Annotated in this window: 18 protein-coding genes; 9 read left to right on the forward strand and 9 right to left on the reverse strand. The window is 70.0% G+C overall.

Annotated features, from left to right (window positions below):
- Positions 1-629: 629 nt before the first annotated feature.
- From B1H19_RS03400 to B1H19_RS03420, 5 genes are all read left to right on the forward strand, one after another.
- A complete protein-coding gene (locus tag B1H19_RS03400) occupies positions 630-1,574 on the forward strand; it encodes an FAD:protein FMN transferase (protein WP_083102764.1) in 945 nt (314 codons plus the stop codon).
- Entirely contained in the window at positions 1,571-2,338 is a 768-nt protein-coding gene (locus B1H19_RS03405) for a ferric reductase-like transmembrane domain-containing protein (protein WP_083102765.1), read from the forward strand. The genes B1H19_RS03400 and B1H19_RS03405 overlap by 4 nt, the downstream gene beginning before the upstream one ends.
- Entirely contained in the window at positions 2,335-3,681 is a 1,347-nt protein-coding gene (locus B1H19_RS03410; RefSeq protein WP_083102766.1) for an NADH-ubiquinone oxidoreductase-F iron-sulfur binding region domain-containing protein, read from the forward strand. The genes B1H19_RS03405 and B1H19_RS03410 overlap by 4 nt, the downstream gene beginning before the upstream one ends.
- Positions 3,682-3,686: 5 nt before the next feature.
- Positions 3,687-3,917, forward strand: coding sequence for a ferredoxin (locus tag B1H19_RS03415; RefSeq protein ID WP_083109404.1), 231 nt, complete (start codon positions 3,687-3,689; stop codon positions 3,915-3,917).
- Positions 3,918-4,044: 127 nt separating this feature from the next.
- On the forward strand, positions 4,045-4,686 hold the full coding sequence (locus B1H19_RS03420) for a hypothetical protein (protein WP_083102767.1): 642 nt from the start codon (positions 4,045-4,047) through the stop codon (positions 4,684-4,686).
- A 115-nt stretch (positions 4,687-4,801) separates the two neighbouring features.
- Here B1H19_RS03420 and B1H19_RS03425 read toward each other — a convergent pair whose 3' ends face one another.
- The 3 genes from B1H19_RS03425 to B1H19_RS03435 all read right to left on the reverse strand — a co-directional run bounded on the left by B1H19_RS03425 (position 4,802) and on the right by B1H19_RS03435 (position 8,458).
- Entirely contained in the window at positions 4,802-5,950 is a 1,149-nt protein-coding gene (locus B1H19_RS03425) for a DUF3533 domain-containing protein (protein WP_083109405.1), read from the reverse strand.
- A 213-nt stretch (positions 5,951-6,163) separates the two neighbouring features.
- Positions 6,164-7,042: an IS5 family transposase gene (locus B1H19_RS03430; protein ID WP_083102768.1), complete on the reverse strand. Its 879-nt coding sequence runs from the start codon at positions 7,040-7,042 to the stop codon at positions 6,164-6,166.
- A gap of 333 nt (positions 7,043-7,375) precedes the next feature.
- Positions 7,376-8,458, reverse strand: coding sequence for an alpha/beta hydrolase (locus B1H19_RS03435; RefSeq protein ID WP_083102769.1), 1,083 nt, complete (start codon positions 8,456-8,458; stop codon positions 7,376-7,378).
- Positions 8,459-8,743: 285 nt separating this feature from the next.
- Between B1H19_RS03435 and B1H19_RS03440 the strand changes: the two genes are divergently transcribed.
- Positions 8,744-10,750 (forward strand): ArnT family glycosyltransferase, encoded by a 2,007-nt coding sequence (locus B1H19_RS03440; RefSeq protein ID WP_083102770.1) that lies wholly within the window; start codon positions 8,744-8,746, stop codon positions 10,748-10,750.
- 660 nt (positions 10,751-11,410) lie between these two features.
- On the opposite strand, the gene xdhC is transcribed toward B1H19_RS03440, so the two are convergent.
- The 5 genes from xdhC to B1H19_RS03465 form a co-directional block, all read right to left on the reverse strand.
- Positions 11,411-12,259, reverse strand: a complete 849-nt coding sequence (xdhC, locus tag B1H19_RS03445; protein ID WP_203237080.1) for a xanthine dehydrogenase accessory protein XdhC — start codon at positions 12,257-12,259, stop codon at positions 11,411-11,413.
- Between the two features lies 1 nt (position 12,260).
- Positions 12,261-14,651: a xanthine dehydrogenase molybdopterin binding subunit gene (xdhB, locus tag B1H19_RS03450; RefSeq protein WP_083102772.1), complete on the reverse strand. Its 2,391-nt coding sequence runs from the start codon at positions 14,649-14,651 to the stop codon at positions 12,261-12,263.
- Positions 14,648-16,129, reverse strand: a complete 1,482-nt coding sequence (locus B1H19_RS03455) for a xanthine dehydrogenase small subunit (protein WP_083102773.1) — start codon at positions 16,127-16,129, stop codon at positions 14,648-14,650. Before B1H19_RS03455 ends, xdhB begins: the two co-directional genes overlap by 4 nt.
- Positions 16,130-16,606: 477 nt before the next feature.
- Positions 16,607-18,553: a multicopper oxidase family protein gene (locus B1H19_RS03460; protein ID WP_203237081.1), complete on the reverse strand. Its 1,947-nt coding sequence runs from the start codon at positions 18,551-18,553 to the stop codon at positions 16,607-16,609.
- Positions 18,554-18,722: 169 nt separating this feature from the next.
- Positions 18,723-20,138 carry an APC family permease gene (locus tag B1H19_RS03465; protein ID WP_203237082.1) on the reverse strand — a complete coding sequence of 472 codons (1,416 nt, stop codon included), beginning with the start codon at positions 20,136-20,138 and terminating at the stop codon, positions 18,723-18,725.
- Positions 20,139-20,230: 92 nt separating this feature from the next.
- On the opposite strand from B1H19_RS03465, the gene B1H19_RS38535 reads away from it, so the two are divergent.
- The 3 genes from B1H19_RS38535 (at position 20,231) to B1H19_RS03480 (ending at position 22,483) form a co-directional block, all read left to right on the forward strand.
- A complete protein-coding gene (locus tag B1H19_RS38535) occupies positions 20,231-20,416 on the forward strand; it encodes a hypothetical protein (protein ID WP_159027975.1) in 186 nt (61 codons plus the stop codon).
- A 236-nt stretch (positions 20,417-20,652) separates the two neighbouring features.
- Positions 20,653-21,507, forward strand: coding sequence for a universal stress protein (locus B1H19_RS03475; RefSeq protein ID WP_083102775.1), 855 nt, complete (start codon positions 20,653-20,655; stop codon positions 21,505-21,507).
- 145 nt (positions 21,508-21,652) lie between these two features.
- On the forward strand, positions 21,653-22,483 hold the full coding sequence (locus B1H19_RS03480; protein WP_107425863.1) for a CBS domain-containing protein: 831 nt from the start codon (positions 21,653-21,655) through the stop codon (positions 22,481-22,483).
- Here B1H19_RS03480 and B1H19_RS03485 read toward each other — a convergent pair.
- A complete protein-coding gene (locus B1H19_RS03485) occupies positions 22,470-22,655 on the reverse strand; it encodes a hypothetical protein (protein ID WP_083102777.1) in 186 nt (61 codons plus the stop codon). The two genes, B1H19_RS03480 and B1H19_RS03485, sit on opposite strands and share 14 nt — an antisense overlap.
- Positions 22,656-23,241 lie beyond the last annotated feature (586 nt).

The following is a 23,241-nucleotide window of genomic DNA, read 5'->3' on the forward strand; positions in this document are numbered from 1 at the left end:
CCCCGGCATCCCTCCCCACCAGGGGATCCGTTGATCTTTGCCGGTTCTGAAGACTTCCTGAACCAGATCCCGATGCTTTCCTCCGCAGGCTGGTGCATGGACATCCACAAGGTGTGCCCGCACCGTGACCGGCCCGCGCGGCACATGCCCCCACCACCGAGGGCCGAGGAGAGAACCATGTCCCGCCCCGATCACCTCACGGACTCCGATCCCTCCGAGGGCAGCCCTGCCGTACGCCGACGAGACCGGAGCCTGCGGCGGGTGGGGAACACGACGCGCTGGGTGGCCGCTGCCGCCGCCGCAGGATCCGTGGCCCTCGGCGCCGGGTACGCCCAAGCTCTCCCCGGGAAGTCCTCCACATCGCCGGGCACCCCATCGCCCGGCCCGTCCACCCCCGCCGCGACCCAGCGGCCGAGCCCGTCGCCCTCCGTGCCTGCCGCATCGCAGCCGACGCCGACCGCGACCCCGAGCCGGAAGCGGCCCCCCGCCCGGACTCCGGCCCCGACGCACCACGCAACCGTCACCCAGCCGCACACCGGTCCGACCCGCCCGCCGGCGGCGAGCACGCCCACGCCGGCACCGCCTCCCAAGCCGACGCCGCATCCGTCGCACACCACCTCGGGAGCATCATGACCGTCACCGCGAGCGAACCGGCGACGATCTGCTTCCCGGCGTTGGGGACCACCGCGGCGTTGCTCGTCACGGACCCGGACGCACTGGAAGCGGCCCGCGCCATCCTGGACGAGGAACTGGCCGCCATCGATGCCGCGTGCAGCCGTTTCCGGACGGACTCCGAGCTGTCCCGGGCCAACGCGGCCGCGGGAACCACCGTCCAGGTCGGCGCCGTGTTCGCCGAGGCTCTGGAAGTGGCGCTGCGAGCCGCCGAGATCACCGATGGTGCGGTGGATCCGACCGTGGGTGCCTCGGTGGTGGCGCTCGGCTACGACCGTACGTTCACCGCGCTGCGGCCGCAGGACTGCGTCCCGGTGAGGCCCGCGCGGCCATCCGCCGACTGGCGCGCCGTCCGGTGGGACCGCGTGACGCGGCTCCTTCGGGTGCCGGAGGCGACCGCCCTCGACCTGGGGGCGACGGCAAAGGCATGGGCCGCCGACCGGGCGGCGAGGCATGCAGCCGCAAGGCTGGGATGTGGTGTCCTGGTCAATCTGGGCGGGGACCTGTCCGCCGCGGGCCAGGCGCCGCCGGGAGGTTGGCGCATCGCGATCGCCGATCACCATGCCAGGCCCGCCCCCGCGGGACCGACGGTCAGTGTCACCGGTGGCGGTCTGGCCACCTCCGGTACCGCGGCGCGCATGTGGCGACGCGGCGGGCGAGTGCTCCACCACATCGTCGACCCGGCGACCGGCGAGCTGCCGGCGCCGGTGTGGCGGACGGTCAGCGTCGCCGCCGCCACCTGCGTGGACGCCAACACGGCCGGCACCGCGTCGATCGTCCTCGGCGAGCGCGCAGTTCCCTGGCTGCGCCGGGCCGGGCTACCCGCACGGCTGGTCGCCGTGGACGGAGCCGTCGTCCGCCTCGGCGGTTGGCCCGACAGCGGTTCGGGAGGCGTTCGATGACGGGAATCGTCCAGCTCGCGAGCGGTCCCAGCCCCCTGTGGTACGCCACCCGGGCGGGCGGCACCGTCGCACTGCTGCTGCTGACCGCGACCGTCGCACTGGGTATCGCCGTCGGCGGGCGGTACGCGCCCCGGCGACTCGCCCGGTTCGAGATCGGCGCGCTGCACCGGAATCTGTCGGTACTGACGCTGGTCTTCCTGGCGCTGCACATCATGACCGCGATCGCCGACACCTTCGTCCACCTGGGCTGGCTGGTGACGGTGGTGCCGTTCGCTTCCTCCTACCGGACGCTGTGGCTCGGCCTGGGGACCGTGGCGTTCGACCTGATGCTCGCCGTCGCGGCCACCAGCGCCGTGCGGCTGCGCCTCGGCCAACGGCGCTGGAAGGCGGTCCACTGGCTGGGCTATGCGGCCTGGCCCGTCGCGCTCTTCCACGCCGCAGGGACAGGTACCGACACGCGTCTGTCTCCGCAACTGGCCCTGTACGCCGGATGCGTCGCGGTCGTCGTCGCCGCGGTGGGGTGGCGGCTGTACCGCGCCGGTCCGGGACGCCTCGCCGCCCGGCTGTCGGCAGGCGCCGCTGCCGTGGTGATGCCACTGGTGCTGGCCGTGTTCCTGAACTGGGGCCCGCTGCAGTCGGGTTGGGCGCAACGCGCGGACGGACCGGGGACCACGCCCGCGCCCACGAACTCGGCGACTCTGGTGCCCGCGACCGGTCCGCACGGGGCGGCCCCGACGACCGACCATGAAAGGGACTGCGCATGACCAGCTCCTCAACTGCCCCGGTATCCCCGTGGATCGAGGACCCGACAGGGCCCTACGGCACTCGTCTGCTGCACGGCTGGTTCGCCACTGGCGGCCCCGCCGACCTCGATGATCACCTGAGCCGCTACGGCCCACCGCCGCTGCCGCGCGCTCTGAGCCACCACTCGGTAGCACCGCTGGTGCGCGCGGTGGAGGAGGCCGGACTCACCGGCCGCGGCGGAGCCGCATTCCCCACCGGCCGAAAGCTGCGCACCGTCGCCGAGTCCCGCGGCCCAGCCATGGTCGTCGCCAACGGCATGGAGAGCGAACCGGCCAGCCACAAGGACGAGACCCTGCTGGACGTCGCCCCGCACCTGGTGCTCGACGGTGCGGCGCTGGCCGCCGCCGCGGTCGGCGCGGAGGCCGTGCACCTGTGCCTGCCGCGCACCAGGCAGCGCCAGGTGCGCGCCCTCCGCGAGGCTGTCGAGGACCGCCGCAGGCACCGGCTCGACCGGGTTCCGGTCCACGTTCACGCGCTGCCTCACCACTACGTCTCCAGCGAGGAGACCTCATTGGTGCGGTGGCTGAACGGCGGTGACGCCCGCCCTGCGTCCGCTCCACCGCGCCCCTTCGAAAAGGGTGTGGACAGACGCCCCACCCTGGTGGACAACGTAGAGACCCTCGCGCACCTCGCGCTCATCGCCCGCTACGGCCCTGCGTGGTTCCGTAGTGCCGGACGGCCTGACGCGCCGGGAAGCACACTGGTGACACTCTCCGGCGCGGTCCGTACCCCCGGTGTGTACGAGGTACCGATGGGTCTGCCGCTCGGAGAGGTGCTGGGTACCGCGGGCGGCCCGTCCCAGCCGCTCGGCGCGGTGCTGCTCGGCGGCTTCTTCGGCAGCTGGCTGCCGGCGGACCGGGTGATGTCCGTGCGGTTCGCCAAGAGCGACCTGGCGGCGCTCGGCGCGGGGCCAGGAGCGGGCGTGATCGTAGCCCTTCCCCGCCACGCCTGCGGACTGGCCGAGACCGCGGGGGTCTTGGCCTATCTTGCCGCGCAGAGCGCCCGGCAGTGCGGTCCCTGCCGGTTCGGGCTGCCCGCGGTCGCCGAGGACTTCGCGGAGCTGGCCTGGGGCCACGCCGACGTGGAGCTGCTGGACCGGTTGGAGCGCAGGGTCGGGCTGCTCCCCGGACGCGGCGCCTGCCGCCATCCCGACGGTGCGTCACGGCTGGCGGCCACCGCCCTGCGGGCCTTCGCCGACGACGTGCGCCACCATCTGCGGGCGGGACCCTGTACGGCGGCCGGGCACGAACCCGTACTCCCCGTGCCCGACGCCTCCGCGCCCCGAAACCATGAATGGCAGTGACCAGCATGCCTCACACGCACTCCCTGCGGGTCGACCGCATCGCCTGCGACGGCCACGGTGTGTGCGCCGAACTGCTCCCCGAACGCATAGGCCTTGACGAGTGGGGCTATCCGGTCCTGCCTGACAGCGAGGTCCCGGCCGAACTCCTCGACCACGCCCGGCGTGCCGTCGCCGCCTGCCCGGTTCTCGCGATGCGTCTGGAGCCCGCGTCGCAGCGGCCGTCCAGCCGGACGTGAACCAGTTCTTAACCACACGTCAGGCACACTGCTGTGCACCACGGCCGATGCCGAACCGGCCAGGCGTCGCCCCCCACGCGATCCGAGCCTCGAACCGTCGGGGCCGGACCACTGGAAGGACGGTCGAGTGACCTCGATCAGCAGCAGCACGGCATGGGCCGACAGGCAGTCCGTACGACCGGAGTCCCGGCACGGCGGCACCGAGGGAAACCGGCGACTCACGGCCGCCGTCGGCGCAGTGCTGCTGATCCTCTTCGCCATCCAGGGCGTCACCATCCTGTTCCTCGGCCGGCTCCTCACCCTCCACTTCTTCATCGGACTGCTGCTGATAGGCCCGGTCAGCCTCAAACTCGCCACCACCGGCTACCGGTTCGTCCGCTACTACTCCGGCTCCCCGGCCTACCGGCGCCAAGGGCCTCCCGCGTCGCTGCTGCGCATGCTCGGCCCCTTCGTCGTCGCCACCACCGTCGCCGTCCTGACCACGGGTGTTCTGCTGGCCCTGCTCGGCAGGCACGCCGGACCTGTGCCATTGCTCCTGCTTCACAAAGCCAGTTTCTTCTGCTGGTTGGCCGTGACCGGCCTCCATGTCCTGCTCCACGTATGGCGGTTGCCCCGGCTCATCGGCGCCGATCTGCGCCGTCGAGCCGGCCACCATGAGAGTCCGGCTCCCGGGCGGATCCAGCGCTGGTCGCTGGTGGCGCTGGCGCTCGGCACGGGACTGGCCATCGCACTCGCCGGAGTACACCTGGTGTCGGGGTGGCGCCGCTAGGGGCTGTCCGGTGAGTTGTTGATGGAGGTCAATCCGGCCTCGACGTTGGCAGAGCGGGCGAAGCTTCCGGGAGCCCAGCCGCTTTTGCTGAGGGGCTTTGCCCGGGGCATGCACGCTACGCCGGCAGGACGGTGAGCCGCTTGAGTCCCTTGCGGTCGTAGTAGCGGGTGATCGCCAAGCCGAGGAGGACGGCGAGGCCGAATCCGATCGCGATCATGATCCAGGCGCGGGTGAGGCCGGCGTCGCCGCGGGCGTCGAAGTAGAGAATGGCGCGCACGCCGTCGGCGAGGTGGTGCATGGGCTCGAATAGGGACAGGAAGCGGTAGAAGCCGGAAGTGGCCTCAAGCGGGATGGTGGCGCCTGAGGACGGAATGCCCATGACGATGAAGACCAGCATCGCGACGAGCTGGCCCACTCCGCCCGCGGCGGCATAGATGGCCCCTGCTCCCAGGCTGACCGCGAGCGTGGCGCAGTAGGAATAGATCCACAGCAGCGGCAGATGTGCGGCGTCCATCCCGAGGACGCCGACGGTGGCCACCATCAGCAGCGTGGTGGTCAGGGTGGTGATGCCTGCGCTCACGCCCATTTTCACCAGGAAGGTCTGGGTGCGGTTGACGGGCACGGTGGGACGGCGTGAGTGCCACGGTCCGAACTCGCTGTCGGTGTAGCCGAGGGCGGAGTCCACGCCGGTGTGGGTGACGTTGGCGATCAGGAAGCCGAGCAGGACCAGCAGCAGCGCGTAGTAGAAGGAGGTCAGTCCGAGGCCACTGCGGTTGCCGAGGGGGTGGCCGGGCTGAGTGGTGATGCGGACCGGGTCGGCGAGCAACAGCCTGGCAGCGGATGGGGCCTTGGCCGCGACCGGGCTTGTGGTCGACTGCTTGCCGAGGGTCAGGGATGCCTGTGTCGCGGCCTGGGTGGCGATCGTTTGGGCCAGGCCGGAGCCGAGGCCGCCGGTGGCGGGATTGGTGAGCACCTTCAGCACCGGCAGGGTGTCCGCGGTGGTCGCGAGTGTGGCGACGGACCGGGTGAAGTCGACCGGGATGGACAGCGCGCCGTAGACCTTGCCCGACCCGAGGGCCCGCTGCGCCTGGGCAGGGGTGAGCGAGCGCCACTCCACCTTGTCCGAGCTGCTGGAAAGGAGGGTGTGTGTGATCTGCGCGCCGAGATTCTCCCGCTGCCCCGGCAGCGGAGTGCTCCGGTCGGCGTCGATGACGGCGATCGGCAGGCGATGCAGTTCGCCGGGCGGGTTCACTATGCCGCCCATGTACAGCAGGGACAGCAGGACGGTGAGGGCGGTGCCGGCGTATGCCCGCAGGCCACGGCTGGTCTCCAAGCGGGTGAGATCGTCCCCTATCTCGGCGAACAGGCGTGTTGCCTCGCGGGGGCCGCAGGCGGGGAAGCTGCGGTAGATGGTGGCGTGCGGGTGCTGGTCGAAGAGGGCGTTCGCCTCGTCGACTAAGGGCTGTCCAGCGGGTCACTAACGGATCCACAGCCCGATCGCGGCGACGGTGACCGTGCCGTGGAAGACGAACGCTCTCTTGTCGTACCGGGTCGCCACGGCCCGGAAGCCCTTGAGCGCGTTGATGGTCCGCTCAACTTCGTTCCTGCGGGTATAGAGCGCCCGGTCGAAACCAGCGGGGCGACCGCCTCGGCTGCCGCGCCGCTGGCGGTTGGCCCTCTGGTCCCTGCGTTCGGGAATGGTGTGCCGGATCTGCCGTCGCCGCAGGTAAAAACGGTTGCGACGGGAGCTGTACGCCTTATCGCCGCACAGATGGTCAGGGCGGGTCCGTGGGTGCCCGCCCGCCCGGCGTGGGACACAGATGAGGTCCAGGACCGGGATCAATTGCGGCGCGTCACCCCACTGTCCGGGCGTGATCAGGATGGACAGTGGGCGGCATCCGCCATCACTCGCCAGGTGGATCTTGGTGGTACGCCCGCCGCGCGAGCGGCCCAATGCTTCGTCAGGCCGGTGCCGGACTGGCTTCCTGCGGCGTCCCGGTTTCCATGCCTGCCGGTGACGGGCGCCGGCAGCGTGCTGGTGGGCACGGCACACCGTGGCATCCACGCTCACGACGCTCCAGTCGATCCGTCCCTCCGCGTCGGCGTCGGCCTGGACAGCCCGAAGGATCCGGTCCCACGTGCCGTCCGCCGACCAACGCCGGTGGCGGTCATGCACCGTCTTCCATTTTCCGAACCGCTTGGGCAGGTCTCGCCACGGGATGCCCGTCCGCTGGCGGAAGAGAATGCCGTTGATGACTGCGCGGTGGTTCCGCCACCGCCCGCCCCGTCCAGTGTTCTTCGGAAGGTGCAGCTCCAGCCGAGCCCACTGCGCATCTGTAAGATCACCCCGCCCCATACGGGACGGAACGATCCGCCGCCAGGCCCGTCACCCGACCCGTCGGACAGGCCCTAGCCCCGATACGCGTGGGCCGCCCGTCCGTACGGTCAGGCCGGGATGTACGTCGGGTGGCCGCAGACGCAGAACCGGACCTCCGTGAGCCGATCACGTCCCGCAGAGCCGAACCCGAGACGCACCCCGCGCTGCACGCGCCCCCAGGCATATGGCAGGGCCATCGGCATGCAGGCCCGAGTGGGACCGCGCGATTTTTCAGCTCCTCCGACGTCTCCCGACAGCCGAGCGCCCTAAGGAGCAGCGATCTTATGGAGGCTGAGACTGCGCCTATGACCGTCAGCCGTCGGCGGTCGGCCCCTCCATATGTGCGCTGATCCATTGCAAGCCGCTGTCAGTCATTCCCTTCACGTAACTCTTGGCGTCGTGCCCACCACCCGGGATCCTCAACAGACGCGTCTTGACGGGGCCGTGGCCGTACTGGGCTATGAACTTGTCCACCTTCGGCATCACGGTTCGCTCGAGGGTGCCGACCTGGAAGTCGACGAAGACGTCGGGGCCCTTCCTGGCGATCAATTTCTGGGCCAGAATTTCCGGGTTGTTCGCTTGCTCCGCTGCTCCGTAGCCCGCCCACAGTGGGGAGTCCGGCACGATGTCCGGTCCGGAGGCAATCACCGCCTTGAACCTATCCGGGTACTTCAGTACGGCCTTCAGCCCTGAGAAGCCACCGGAAGAAGAGCCCATGAAGGCCCAGCCGTCACGTGATTTGAGGGTGCGGAAATTTGCCTTCATCAGGTTGGGAACGTCCTCGGTCAGCCACGTGCCCATCTTGGGCTGGCCGGGTATGTCACTGCCGTCGTAATAGTTTTTGTCATTCGGGTTCAGCACCGGCATGGCGAGCAGGAAGGGCAGGCTCCTCCCCTCCTGCGACAGCTTGGCGATGGTGGCTTGCAGCTTGAGGTCGGTGCCCATCCAGTAGTTGTACGGAAAACCCTCGCCTCCGGGCAGCGCCACCATCACCGGGAAACCGCTCCTCGCGTACTTCGGCTCGCTGTACTGCTTCGGCGCCCACACCCACACCTTGCCGGTGAACCCGGACTTGGGACCTTTGAGCGTCACCACGCCGGTCGTAGTGCCATCAGGCAGGCGGTTTTGCACCCGGAAGTGGGCCTGGGGGCCGGTCGGCATCAGCGTTTTGGCTGGGTTGGCCGCGCTCCCGCCCCCGTTCCCGCCGGATCCCGATGCCTGCTGACCGTAGGTCACCTGGTCACTCTGGTCCGATTGACCATTGAAGTGGTTGATCACGGGCCACGCGACAGCACCGAGAGCCGCCAGGACGACAATCCCGATGGCCCAGCGTTTGGCCCGAGAGGCCCGCCGATGGCCGCGAGACCGGTGGACTCCCCTGGAAGCATGACTCATCGTGGCCCTCCGGGCGCTGCTGCCCCGAAGGGCAGGACTGAACGGTTCCCCTCTCCTTGAGGGGGGAATCCGCCGGAGGGTTCCGACCCCGAAACATGAAATACGTCATCACCGGCTGTCGGCAGACGGCAGCGGCCCACCGGATGCCCGATCCTTCGCAGGCTCCCTCACCGCAGGCTGCCTACTGGTGAACGTTCCCTGAACAGTGACCGTCCCCAGGCATCCCGACGGGCGATCCGGCCCTCTGGCACACCGAACGGCAAGTTCCAGCAGGAAGGTGCGTCCATGGTCAGCGCCACCACAGCAACCACCGCGTCGGTCCGGAGTACGGGCGACCGGCTGCTCGCCCGGAGCGGGTCGCCGGGCCGGGGCCCGGCGGGTCGGCCGGGTTACGCCCGGCCCGCCCTGCTGGCGATCCTCGCGGTGGCGGCGGTGCTGTTCACGTGGGACATCCAGCACAGCGCGTATCACGCGTTCTACTCGGAGACCGTGCGCAGCATGACCGAGAGCTGGAAGGGCTTCTGGTTCGGCTCGTTCGACCCCGGCAACTCGATCACGATCGACAAGGTGCCGGGCTTCCTGTGGCCGCAGGCACTGTCCGCGCGGATCTTCGGATTCCATCCGTGGGCGCTGACCCTGCCCCAGGTGATCGAGGGCGTACTCAGCGTCGCGGTGCTGCACCGTGCGGTGCGCCGCTGGGCAGGGGAGAACGCCAGCCTGCTCGCGGCGGGCGCCTTCGCCCTCACCCCCGCGATAGCCGGGCTGTTCCGTACGGAGGTCGAGGACCCGGCGTTCACCCTCCTCGTGGTGCTGGCCGCTGACGCCACACTGCGCGCGGCGCGCGAGGCCCGGCTGCGCCCGCTGCTGGCGGCCGGGATCTGGGTCGGCCTGAGCTTCCAGGCCAAGATGCTGGAGGCCTGGGCGGTACTCCCGGCGCTCGGCCTGCTGTACGTGATATCCGCCCCGGCAGTGCTGCGCCGCCGGCTGGCGCACCTGGCGGTGGCGGGCGCGGTGTGCGTGGCGGTGTCGGCGTCGTGGGTACTGCTGGTGACGCTGACCCCGGCCAAGGACCGTCCGTACGTGGACGGTACGACGAACAACTCGGCGGTCAGCCAGGTGGTCGGCTACAACTTCCTCAGCCGCTTCTCCTCGCTCGGCATCAGTGCCAAGGACACCGGAAGCGTCTCCGTGCAGACGATGGCCGGGACCGCTCCGGCGAAGGCATCATCCAGCCGGTCCGGGCCCCGTGCCACCGCCGCGCGCTGGGGCAAGATGTTCGGCCCGTCGCTGGCCTCACAGGTCGGCTGGCTGTACCCGGCGGCGGCGCTCGCCGTGGTGTGTGGTCTGGGGTGGAGGCGCGGCAGACCGCGCACGGACCCGTTGCGGGCGGGCTTCGTGCTGTGGGGAATGTGGCTGGCGACGTACTTCCTGGTGTTCAGCGCCGGGGCGGTCGGCGGCCATACGTACTACATGGGTGTGGTGGCCGTGCCGCTGGCAGCGCTGTTCGGTGCCGGGATGGTGCAGTTCTGGCATGCCTGGCGCCGCGGAGGCCGGGCACGGGCATGGGCGCTGCCGACGGCGGTGGTGAGCACGGTGGCCTGGTCGGCCGGCGTCTCGGAGCTCTTCCCCTCGTTCCTGCCTTGGCTGGCCCCGGCCGCGATCACACTCGGTGCGGGCGCGCTGGCGCTGCTGGCGCTGTCCCGCACCGGTGACGAAGCAGCGCGGCGGCGGTTGGCGGTGCTGGGCCTCGGCGTGAGCATCGCGGCCATGCTGCTTCCGTCCGCCGCATGGGCCTCGTCGGTCCTGGATCCGGCGTACGGCCACTCCGGTATGGGCTCGACCGGGCCGGTGGCCACCAGGCACCGCGCCGTGCCTCACCTGGCACCCGCCGCCCCGGCCTCCTCCCGCCGGACGGCGGCCAAGACCCCGGACGGGACCTCGCTCAGCCGGAATCAGCGGCAGCTCCTGGCGTACACCCGGGCTCACCAGGGCGGCGCCACCTACCTTTTCGCGACGACCAGTTGGCGGGTCGCCTCCCCGTACATCCTCCATGCGGGCGCCAACGTGCTCCCCATGGGCGGCTTCACCGGCGCCGTGCCCACACCCACCGGCGCGGAGTTCCACCACCTCGTCGCCACCGGCCGGCTGCGTTACATCGTGCTCGGCGGACCGGGTACCGCCCCGGGCCGTTCCGTCGCCCGCTGGGTACGCGGCCACTGCCCGCGCGTGCCCCACCAGCCGTCGCAGCTCTACCGCTGCTCGCCGTCGTCCGCCGCGGCCCGGGGCCGGTAGGCGGCGTAGGCCGCGTAGGCGGGCCGGAGCTGCCGGGTGATCAGGCGGATCCCTCCGCCGTCGGTGGTACCGGGCCCGTCGCTCCGGCACCGTGACCACACCGGCTACGGGCGAGGTCCGTGCGCAAGCGAAATCGGCCCCGGACGGCACGAGTTCCAGCTCCGCATCAGCCTGGCCTTGACGGTGGGACACGAAGACCTCCCGGTGAGGTGAAGCCTGGACATCCCCACACCGGAGGTCTTCGCCATGGATCACACCGGGCAGGCCGTTGACAACGCTCGTGATCAATACACCTAGTGGGCCGACAGCAGCCCCACAACGATGCCCACGACCAGCAGCACGCCGAAGGCCAGTGCCACGCGCTGGGGAACCACTCCCGTGGAATGGCCTGATGACCCGCGACGCCGGAAAGCGGGGATTCCGACGAAGCCCTGCGAGTCCCCGGTGTGATGGTGGTGGTTGCCGTGGTGGCCCAACCCACCGCTGTGATGGTGACCGCTGAATCCACCCCCGTGGTGGCCGCCCCCGCTGAATCCTCCGCCGCCGTGCATGGTGTTCACCCCGTTGTTCGTGGTTCGTTGTTCGTGATCCGTTCTTCACCACCCCCTGCCCGGGTTCCGCCGGCCTACACCTGACCGCATCGGCGAGGGCGGCCGGGAGTCACCGGGAACGACGTCCGGGCACCGTGTCCGGCATCGCTCCGGGGCAGTCTTGTTCGAAGGTCCGGAGCAGGTCTGCCGCGACGCTCACCGCGATCGTGGCGGGTTCCTTGCCGGTGATGCCGGGCATTCCGATCGGGGTCTTGATCCGGTCGATGGTTGCGGCGTCGTGGCCGCCTTCCGTGGCAAGGCGTTTCCGGAACCGTGCCCATTTGGCGGCCGAGCCGATCAATCCGATCGAGCCGAGACCGGCAGTGCGCAAGGCGGCGTCGCACAGTGCGGCGTCTTCGGCGTGATCGTGGGTCATGATCAGGATGTGGGTGCCGGGTGGTAGCTCCGTGAGCAACTCCTCCGGGAGCAGCAGTGTGTGGTGCACATGGACCTGTGCCACCGCATCCGCGAGCACGTCGAGCCGTTCGTCGGTGAGCATGTCGGGACGGGTGTCGATCAGGTGCAGATCGAGGTCGTGACGGGCCAGGATGCGCGCCAACTCCAGTCCGACGTGCCCGACGCCGAAGATCGCCACCGCTTGGACCACCGGCAAGGGTTCGAGCAGTACGCTGACGGCTCCCCCGCAGCATTGAACGCCGTGTCGGCTGGTGACCTTGTCGTTGAGGGCGAACCCCATCAGCTCCGGCGCCGCATCGGGCGTGCCGATCAGCTCGCGGGCCCGATCGATCGCGACGGCCTCGATGTTGCCGCCGCCGATCGAACCCCAGGTCTCGGTCCGTCCCACAACGAGTTTGGCACCGGCCCGGCGCGGCGCGTGGCCGCGCACGGTCGCGACGGTCACGAGCACACCGGACTCCCGGCGGGCCCGCAACCGCGCGACCGCGGCCACCCAGGTCATGTCAGGCATTGCTCAAAGCGCTTGCGACGGCCGGGATCTCCTTGCCGTTGCGCCGCCCGGCCCCGCTGCGGGCTGCTTCGATTGCCCAGTACACCGCCTCCGGTGTCGCGGGGGAGGCGAGTGCCACGCTGATTCCGGCGGGCCCGAATGCCGCGGCGGCCTGCCGCAACGCCTCACGCACCGAGAACGCCAGCATCAGCGGAGGCTCGCCCACGGCCTTGGAGCCGTAGACCACGCCCGTCTCGGTGGCGTTCTCCAGCAGCGTGACATTGAACTCCTCGGGCATCTCCGAAAAGCTCGGCAGCTTGTACGTACTCGCGGCCTGGGTCAGCAGCCGTCCGCGGTGCGGCCCGTCACCGGTGTCCCAGCGCAGGTCCTCCAGCGTCAGCCAGCCCGCGCCCTGCACGAATCCGCCCTCGATCTGACCGATGTCGATCATCGGGGAGAGGCTGTCGCCGACGTCATGGACGATGTCCACGCGCCGGATGCGGTACGCGCCGGTGAAACCGTCGACCTCCACCTCGGTCGCGGCTGCGCCATAGGCGAAGTACTTGAACGGCGAGCCCTTGAACGCCTTCGCATCCCAGTGCAGACCCTCGGTCCGGTAGAAACCGGCCGCCGACAACTGGACGCGCTGGAAGTACGCGGTGCGCACCAGGTCGTCCCAGGCCAGCTCCTTGTCGCTGCCGAGGGCGCGTGCGACGCCCTCGACGAGGCGTACGTCCGAGGCGTGCGCACCCAGTTGGGTGGCGGCCACCTGCAACAGCCGCTCGCGCAACTGCTCGCAGGCGTTCTTGACCGCTCCACCGTTGAGGTCCGCCCCGGCACTGGCAGCGGTGGCAGAGGTGTTGGGCACCTTGTCGGTGCGCGTCGGGGCCAGTCGCACCTTGTGCAGCGGGATGCCCAGCGTGGTCGCGGCCACCTGCAACATCTTGGTGTGCAGCCCCTGCCCCATCTCGGTGCCACCGTGGTTGATCAGGACCGAGCCGTCCTTATAGATCAGCACCAGCGCGCCCCCCTGGTTGAAGGCGGTGAGGTTGAACGAGATGCCGAACTTGATGCCGGTGATCGCGAGCGCCCGCTTGGTGTTCGGGTGCGCGGCGTTGAAGGCCGCGATGTCGCGCTTGCGGTCGGCGATGCCGGCGTCGTCCTGAACCTGCTGCCAGACGGTGGAGATCCGTTCGGCCTGCGTGATCGGCTGTCCGTACGGCGTCGTATGGCCCTGGCCGGGCTGGTAGAAGTTGCGCTCGCGCAACTCCATGGGGTCCAGGCCGAGTTGAGGCGCGGCGCGGCCCAGGATGTCCTCGATCACCAGCATGCCCTGGGGTCCGCCGAATCCGCGGAAGGCGGTGTTGGAGACCGTGTTGGTCTTGGCGATGCGGCCGGCGACCCGCGCGTTGGGGATCCAGTACGTGTTGTCGATGTGGCACAGCGCCCGGGCGAGGACCGGCTCGGACAGGTCCAGGCTCCAGCCGCCGTCCGCGGTCAGCGTGGCGTCGAGGGCCTGGATGCGGCCGTCGGCGTCGAAGCCGATCTTCCACGAGGCGTGGAACCCGTGCCGCTTGCCGGACATCGTCAGGTCCTGCGTCCGGTTGAGCCGGAACCGGACCGGGCGGCCGGTCAGCTTGGCGCCGAGCGCGGCGACGGCCGCGAACCCGTGCGGCTGCATCTCCTTGCCGCCGAAGCCGCCGCCCATCCGCAGGCACTGCACGGTCACCTCGTGAGCGGGCACACCGAGCACATGGGAGACGATCTCCTGGGTCTCCGACGGGTGCTGGGTGCTGCTCTGGATGAACACCTGCCCGTTCTCGTCGACCTGGGCGAGGGCCGCGTGGGTCTCCAGGTAGAAGTGCTCCTGGCCGGCGAACTGGAACTCGCCGGTGAACACGTGCGCGGAGTCGGCGAAGCCGGCGTCGATGTCGCCGGTCTCCATCAGCGGCCTGGCGCCGTGGAAGCTCTCCGCCGCCATCGCGTCCCGCAGTGTGATCAGCGCGGGCTGCTCGTCGAGCTCCACCTCGACGGCCGCCGCACCGAGCCGGGCCGCCTCCAGGGTCTCACCGAGCACCCAGGCGACCGCGTGGCCGTAGAACATGACCTCGTCGGGGAAGAGCGGCTCGTCGTGCTTCATGCCGGCGTCGTTGACACCGGGCACGTCGGCGCCGGTCAGCACGCGGACCACGCCGGGCACGGCGAACGCGGGCCCGGTGCGCAGCGCGGTGATCGTGCCGTGGGCCTTCATGACCTGGACCGGGTAGGCGTGCAGCACGTCCTTGGTGCGCTGCACCAGGTCGTCGGTGTAGAGCGCGGTGCCGGTGACGTGCAGGAAGGCGCTCTCGTGCGGCATCGAAACGCCGACGACGGGCTTTTCAGGGCGCTCGGACAACTGGCTCATGACGACACCGCCTGGGTGGTCTGTGCGTACAGTTTCAGCAGACTCTGGCCGAGCATCGCGGAGCGGTAGCCGGCACTGGCGCGGTGATCGTTCATCGGCGTGCCCTGGGCCTGCAGCACCTGGGCAGCGGCCTCGACGGTCTCTGCCGCCCACGGTTTGCCCGCCAGGGCCGCCTCGGCGGCGAGCGCTCGGATCGGGGTGGCTGCCACGCCGCCCAGGCCGATGCGTGCCTTGCGAACGATCCCGCCCTCGATGTCGAGCGCGAAAGCGACCGCCACGCTGGAGATGTCGTCGAAACGCCGCTTGGCGATCTTGTGGAAGGCCGTGACCGGCGACAGCGGCAGCGGGATGCGCACCGCGCGGATCAGCTCGCCCGGACGGCGCACGCTCTGCCGGTAGCCGGTGAAGTAGTCCGCCAGGGGGACCTCGCGCTCACCGTCGGCGTCGGCGAGCACCAGCGACGCCTCCAGGGCGAGCAGCACCGGCGGGCTGTCCCCGATGGGCGAGCCGGTACCCAGGTTGCCGCCGAGGGTCGCACCGTTGCGGATGAGCCGGGAGGCGAACTGCGGGAACAGCTCCGCCAGCAGCGGGACGCTGCCGTCGAGGCGGCGTTCGATCTCGGTGAGCGTCAGCGCCGCCCCGATCTCGATGGATTCGGATTCGGCGCGCAGCTCCCGCAGTTCGGGCAACCGGTCGACGGCGACCACGCAATTCGCCCGGCGGGAACGGATATTCACCTCCACGCCCCAGTCGGTACTTCCGGCGACCACCACCGCGTCGGGACGCTCGCGCAGCAGCCGCAGCGCTTCGTTCAAGGTGCCCGGCCGCAGGAACGTGCTGTCGTCCTGGGTGTATTCGGTGGCAACCGGCTCGGGCGCGGACTGCTCGCGACGCTGCGCCAGCGGGTCGCTCTCGGTGGGTGTACCGACGGCGAACGCGGCATCGCGAATCGGGCGGTAACCGGTGCAGCGGCACAGGTTTCCGCTCAGCGCGTGCAGGTCGAAACCGTTCGGACCGTGCTCGGAGTCGGTGCTTTCGGTCGAATCCGCGCCGTCGGCCGAGTCCGCGTGCGCGCAGCGGTCCGGCCGGTAGTACTCCGCGGCCATACTGCAAATGAATCCCGGTGTGCAGTAACCGCATTGGGAGCCGCCGCGGACAGCCATCTCCTCCTGCACCGGGTGCAGCGTGGGCGGCGTGCCGGGTTCGCCGACAGTGGCGAGACCTTCGGAGGTGACGATCTCCTGACCGTCGAGCGCCGCGACCGGGACCAGGCAGGCATTGACCGCCACCCAGTCAGTGGGCTTGTTCACCCCGGGACGGGCCACCAGGACCGAACAGGCGCCGCATTCCCCCTCGGCGCAGCCTTCCTTGGTGCCGGTGAGGCCACGCTCGCGCAGAAAATCCAGCACCGTGGTGTGGGGCGCAGCCGGTGAAATCGGTTTTTCTTTCCCGTTGACCGTGATCCGCGCCGCTACCATGACACGCCCCCATTTCGGTACGCGGTCAAAAAACTCATTCCAGTCGCCATTTCAGGATCTTTCTGTTTCCGCGCGCGGCCCGAGGATTCAGAGCGCACACCAGCACGCTACGACGTGCCGCAGGAGGGGAAAGAGAGTCAGAAGGTGCCGGGGCCCGCATTCGGGCACGCCGGAGAGGGGCTGCTCAGCAGCCGTGTGCTACACGACCCGGAACCCAGGCGGCTCGCTGAGCGAGGCGATGCAGGTCGGAGATGATCGACATCCGACGTCGCCTCCTTTCCACAGCTCACGAGTCGGTGCGCTAGAAACTAAGTTGCCGCAGCCCCGTCGTCAAGCGGACCTGTGAAGATCGACAGAAGCTCGTAGCAAGCTATGACAATCCGGCGGCCGCCACCGCACCGGCCAGCAGCACGCTGCGCCACAGCAGCACGTCCAGCCGGCCCATCGCGAGGTACCCAACGCGGCCTGACGCGGCGTTCACACGACCAGGTAGGGCCTCATCATCTCGTTGTCCTCGTGTTCGAGCATGTGACAGTGCCAGACGTACCGGCCTCTTCGGTCGAATCTCGCCTTCACCCTCGTCACCATTCCGGGATAGGCGACGACGGTGTCCTTCAGGCCGCGCTCCCACGGTTCCGGGGGCTGGGCGGGGTGGCCGGACCGCTGCCGGTCGACGACCTGGAACTGCACTTCGTGGATGTGGATCGGGTGGGCGTCCGCGGTGAAGTTGTGGATCTCCCAGACCTCGGTGGTTCCCACGGCCGGGTTCTCCGTGACCGGGTCGTCCCAGCGCATCGGTACCGGCTTTCCCGTCGCGCTCAGAGTGCCGAGCAGCAGCCCGCGCGGGCCCACGTGCGGGAGCGAGGCGGAGGTCTTCTCGCTGAGGGAGAGCCGGCGGGTGCGGTCGGCCGCAGGCAAGGGGTCGAACTGCGGCAGGGTCAGCTGATCAGGAGGGACGCTGGTGTCCGGTGCGGTGAGTGGGCCGACCACGAACTTCATGACCTGCCCGGTGGTGGCAGGGTCCGCAGGGGCGAATTCGGTACCCGGCTTCCCACCCCCGAACGCCTTGTCCGGGCCCTCGTTGATGAGGTACAGACTCGTGCCCACCGGGACGTGTGTGAAGTCCACGATGACGTCGGCCCGTTCGGCCGGAGAGGTGAGCACCTGCTCGCGTCGCACGGGTGCGGGCAGGAAGCCGCCCTCGTTGCCGAGCTGCCAGAAAGGCAGGACCGCCGGCGCCGGCCGGCGGGCGGAGCTGTTCGCGACGATCTTCAACGTCAGGAACCGCGAGTTGCACCCGTTCAGGAGGCGGAACCGGTAGCGGCGCGGCTCGATGGGCAGGACCGGCCACGTCCTGCCGTTCACCACCATGGTGTTGCCGAAGCACTCGGGGTTCCAGATCGGCGGGATGTCGCTGTGCGGTACGTAGGGCCCGGCGAACCCGTCGAACGCCGCACGTCCTGCCGGGTAGTGGAGGCTGCCGTCCGCGTGGAAGGCGCGGTCCTGGATGATGAGGGGAATCTCGTGGTAGCTCTGGCCTGGAGGGTCACCGAGCCGGGGCGCGGGACCCGGCAACACCCCCTCGGGAAGGTCCGCCGGGCCGCCGCGCAACAGGTAGAACCCCGCCAGTCCCGCGTAGACGTTGAGACGCGTCACTCCCAGGGCGTGGTCGTGGAACCAGAAGGTCGATGCCCTCTCCCGGTTGGGGTACTGGTACACGGCCTCCCCGAGCCCCCACGACTCGCCATGTCCGGCTGCGAAAGCGCGGTTGAACTCCTCGTAGAACGAGCCGACTCGGGCGTACCCGGCGGGGATGTCGGCGGCGTCCGGAAGGTACCAGGCTTCGGTGTAACCGTCGCTCTCCTCGGAGTTCCGGCCTCCGTGCAAATGGGTCACGATCGGCACCGGTCCCGTGTACGGACCGGGTGTCGCACGGAACACGGGACGGCTGTCGCGGGCGGATGTGCCACCCGGCGGATTCGCCCAGTGGAGTGTGGGGTCGACCGGCAGCAGATGTGGCAGGTAGCGGCCGTTACGGTCACGCAGTCCGTTCTTCCATCTGACGCGCACGGGCGTACCGAAGCGGGCTTCGATGGTGAACGCCGGGCAGTGGAAGGTACCCGGGTGCCGGGTGGATCCGTAGCCCCACACGGTCGTCGCCGGCAGGCCGGGGGGCAGCACCTGCTGCCGGAACTGCCGGGCCGCGATCGAGTAGTGGACGATGTCCGTGCGGGCGGGATCGAGGGGCGGCATGACGGGCGGGGCGACGAGCCTCGTCGTGTACTTGCCGATCCGTCCCGGGGACAGAAGGGCGGCTCCCGCCGGCGTCCGCGTCGGCGAAACCACCCCGCTGGGACCGCCGGCGAGGATGGCGAACGTCCCTCCGGTGAGCGCCACCGTCAGGACACGCCGCCTCGTGACCACCCGAATCCTCCAGCCTGCTCAGGGCACAGTGATGCTCCGGCTCCACACTGCTACGGACCAGGCCACCGTGCCCTGCCGGAATACTCCGGCAGGGCACGACCCGAGCGGGGGCGCTGGGTGCAGGCCCGGGGCTGTAGCGGCGCTTCCGGGTGTCAGGAGTGACGGGGGATCATGCTGCCGGGTCGTCGAGGTGTTCGGCCTCGGCGGCAGCGTCCCGCACACCGCGGGGGCGTCCTGCCTTCACCCACAGCCGGTGCAGCAGCGCGGCGATCAGGGCAGCGGCGGCCAGTGAGGCGATGGGTTCGCCTCGGGCCAGGTTGATCACCAGCACGAAGGCGACGGCCACGGCGCCGACCACGTTGACGGCCAGGTGTCCCGGCTTTCCCTCGCGCGCGGAGAAGCGGGCCATAGCGATCAAGCCGGCCAGGAACGACATGAAGACCGAGACTGCGTAGAACAGCACCAGGCGCTGGTCCTGGCCTCCGGCGGCGGTGATCACCGCTCCGGAAACGCCGAGGAAGAGCACGACGCCCCAGTACGGGGTGTGGTGACGGTTGGTGGTCCCCCACACGGCGGGCAGGATCCCGGTCTCGCCGCCGCGTGCCCCGTGGTGGCGCGCGAGCGCTTTGAGCAGACCGGGTCCGGCCTGGAACGACGACGAGGCCGCGGACAGCAGCAACAGGGCGGTGACCAGCTGGAACATGGCGTACAGGCCGCCAGGAGCGGCCCGTTGGGCCAGCTCGGCGATCTGTGTGCTGTCGGAGGGCGGGATGCCGATCTGCAGGTGCACGGCCTCGGCGGTCAGCCCCAACGTGATGCCCCCGACGATGACCAGCGTCAGCCACAACGTGATCCGCCCGAAACGGCGGCGCCCGTCATCGTCGAGCTGTCCGAGCTGGGCGATCGCGGACGACGGCGCCTCGACCCCGGTGGCCAGGGCCATCGCCACCGGGAAGGCCAGGGCGACGGCGAGCGGGGCCCCGTGCGCAGCGGTGTGCGTGATCGTGCCGACCGGGTGGACGGGCGCGCCGATCCCTCTCGCGAGTACGGCCACCGTGATGGCGATGAACGCGAGCGTCATCACCGCGAAGAGCGCCCGCCCCAGATGCCCGAACCAGGTCAGTCCCGCGACGCCCGCGGTGAGCGCCAGGGCGATCGGGATCCGCCACGGTGCCGCCTCGGGCAGGTAGGCGATGATCGCGGAGGCTCCGGCGGCCGAGCTGATGGCGATCGTCAGGACGAAGTCGACGATCAGCGCGCCGATCGGCAGGAACGCCCACGCCTCGCCGAATGCCTCGCCGGCAGCCGCCGCCGCACCGCCGCCTTGCGGGTAACGGGCCACCAGCTGGTGGTAGTTGACGATGACCAGCGCGATCAGGCCCACCACCAGACCCATCGTGGGCAGCAGCAGTGCGAGGTCACCGTGGAGCGCCCGCAGCGCGGCCTCGATCGCGTACGCCACCGACGAGACGGGATCGGCCATCACCGCGAACGCGAACGCCACCAGCAGCACCGGGCGCGCATGCAACAGTGCGGCGATATCTATGGATCGGGCAGCGGTCGCGCCCCTGAGCGGAAGCTTCATGGAAGGCCGGTCTTTCACTGGGCGACAGACGACATGACGGACTGCATCGCCGACCAGACTTCCCGGCACACCGCCAGGAAGCATACGCATCCTTGACGTCTTCCCAACAGAACCCTGACGCCCCGCTTCCTGCGCTCGGCCCCCCGGACCTGCTGGCGTTCGTGGCCGGCAGGCCGAGCTTCACCCACCACGACCTCTTCGACCAGCAGCCACGCCCGGTCCGACCTGGTGAAGAGGCCGGCCACAGCGACCACGGAATGATCAGTGGCCGCCCGTGAAGATCTCACGCACTTCGGCGTGCTTCGTGCGCTGGTCAGGTCGTACCTGCTGCTGGGATTCACTCCGCTCGCCTGAGCGAAGCCGGCCGGGTGGCCCCACGCAGTCCCCGCGAGATGCCCCGCAGGCGCACGTGCCGGACGGTAGAAGAAGGGAGAGGGAGCGCCCCATGAGCCGCGGGGATGGGCATGGACCCTGGTATCACCACCGCTGACGTCCTGCATCCCAGGGAGAGACGATGACGCATCCGATCGTGGTCGGAGTCGACGGCTCCGGGCGCAGTCTGCGCGCACTCGTATGGGCCGCCCACGAGGCGGTGCTGCACCGCTGTGCCCTGCGCATTGTCCATGTCCTGCCCCGTGAACACGCCTACGCGACCACCGCGGCGGATCGCGCTCGGGAAGCGAGCAGCCGCGACCAGGGTGTCGTGGCGGAGGCCGCCGCGATCGCCCGGGAAACGCATCCGGAACTGGAGGTGGTGACCGACCTGCCTGCCGGAGCGCCCGCCGCCGTTCTCCTGACCGGGTCCGAGCACGCTCACACGGTGGTCCTCGGCGCGAAGGGCCTGGGCGGCTTCGGGAGCCTGCTGCTCGGCTCGGTCGCCTTGCAGGTCGTCGGACACGCTGCGAGTCCTGCGGTCGTGGTCAACCACGTCACCACCGGCCACCGTCGCATCGTTGTCGGCGCCGACGGTTCAACACATTCCCAAGCCGCTTTGGCGTATGCCGTCCAGGAGGCATCCCTGCGCGGTGCCCAACTACAGGCCGTGCACGCCTGGAGCTATCCAGGACCTGAGGCGGCGGTCAGCGCCGTCCAGGCGGCGGCCGAGAAGCACCGGCAGTCGCTGGAAGAGTGGCTGGTCCCGCTGCGCGAGGCACACCCCGACGTCGAGGTGGTGGAGGAGTTGGCTCATGAAGCCCCCGCCCTCGCGTTGGCGCGTGCCTCGGACCGGGCCGACCTCATGGTTGTCGGCTCCCGTGGACGCGGTGGCTTCCGTGGCCTGGCTCTCGGCTCCGTCAGCCACGCCCTGCTCCAGTTCTCCCAGTGCCCCCTCGCGGTCATCCGTCCGCGCCCCCAGCCCACCCCGGGCTGACAGCCCATGCGCACCGAAACGAGGCCCGACGGCGCGCCTTCGGGATCGGTGCGACACTGGCCGGGTAGGTGGCCGGCCTGCTCATCGGGAGGTAGCCGTGAGCGACTTTGAACGCCATGCCGCTGCAAAGGAAGCGCGCCGTGCCATGCCGACCCGGCCCTGGGCGCCGGACGAAGAACGTCGGCAGGAGATCCTTCGGCGCTATCTCGGCGCCGTGGCCCACGCCGCCTCGTCGGAAACCTCCGAACGGGCCGCAGGGCGGGGAGGGCCTGCGCCGCCCGAAGCCGCGCCGAAGGCGACCACGCCACCGCACCTGGAACAGCAGGCTCCCGCACCCGCCCCACCACGCGTACGCGACGTCATGAACGTCCCGGCCGTCTCCGTCCCGGGCGACATGCCGTACCTCGACGTCGCCCACACGCTCGCCCACGAGCACGTGAGCGCCGTTCCCGTCGTCGATGCCGAGGACCACGTGCTCGGCGTGGTGTCCGAGTCCGACCTGCTGGCGAAGGCCGCTGTCAAGGCCGCCCCGCACCCGCCCGGTCCCCTCGGCAGGCTGCGGGAGCACCACCTCTACGAGAAGAGCCGGGGAGAGACCGCGGCCACCCTCATGACCTATCCCGCGGTCACGGTCCGTCCCGGAGATCTGGTGGCCGATGCCGCCTGGACCTCAGCGCGCTCGCGCCTCAAGCGGTTGCCCGTCACCGATCATCACGGCCGACTGGTCGGTGTCGTGAGCCGGATCGACCTGCTCCGGGCTCTCGTCCGCAACGACGCCGACATCCGCGAGGAGATCACGTCCCGGATCATCCGGCAGGGATTCCTCCTCGACCCCGGTGCCTTCGAGGTGACGGTCGAGAACGGCGTGGTGACCGTGAGAGGTGAGCTGGACGGGGAGCTCGTACCGAAGTTGCTGGAATCGATCCGCGGGATCGAAGACGTGGTGGATGTGGTCGATTACCTCAGGACGACATGACTCCTGGGAAGGAGATGTTTCCTCGGCTCGCGTCTCCGGTACCGTCCGCTCCGCCGTGTTCCTGCCGCCCCGGGTCGCGCTCGGCGGCGGCGCCGCCCACCACATCCGTGTCGCCGGCGGTGATGTCCTCGAACCACCGCACGAGGTCGCCTTCGCCGTTCTCGGGAGCCATGAGCTCGTCCTTACCGTTGCACCGGGCCGGTGATCGGCGCACTCGGGGAAGCACACGGGGTGCCGGCTCCCTGAGACGGAGCCCGGAGTTGTCAGCCGAAGAGGCTGCGCACTCGGATTGTTCGGATTCGCCGCTTCGACGTATGACGAAGTGGGAGCCACCCACCGGGGCAACCGTCGCCAACCGCAGGCTTTCCGGAGCGATCGGTCGCGCTCCCCATCGCAGTCCCCGACCCACCACCGGCGGTGTCAGCGTCTGTTTCGGCCGACTTCGGCCGGTGAGGCGTTCTCGTCATCTTCCGTTGTCCCCTCGCTGAACCGCAGTGCATCACCTGCATGTGCCCGCATCGCCGCTCACGCCCTTCCACGCCCCTGGTGGCTCTTGACGAACGTTTCCGCCCCACCTTCCAGTGTGCGGAGGCGGCGCAAGGCTGCATGACGATCTTGTGGGCGATAGACCGTTCACGACGTCTCCTGGCCGGTGGCGCCGGACCGGAGCCATCGCCAGGTGTCCTTTCGTCCCGGGGCGTCAACCGCTCGCTACGCCCGCGTCGCGGTGCGACTTCCGGGGCATATTGCAAGTTTTC

This window comes from Streptomyces gilvosporeus, from assembly GCF_002082195.1.
Lineage (GTDB): Bacteria > Actinomycetota > Actinomycetes > Streptomycetales > Streptomycetaceae > Streptomyces > Streptomyces gilvosporeus.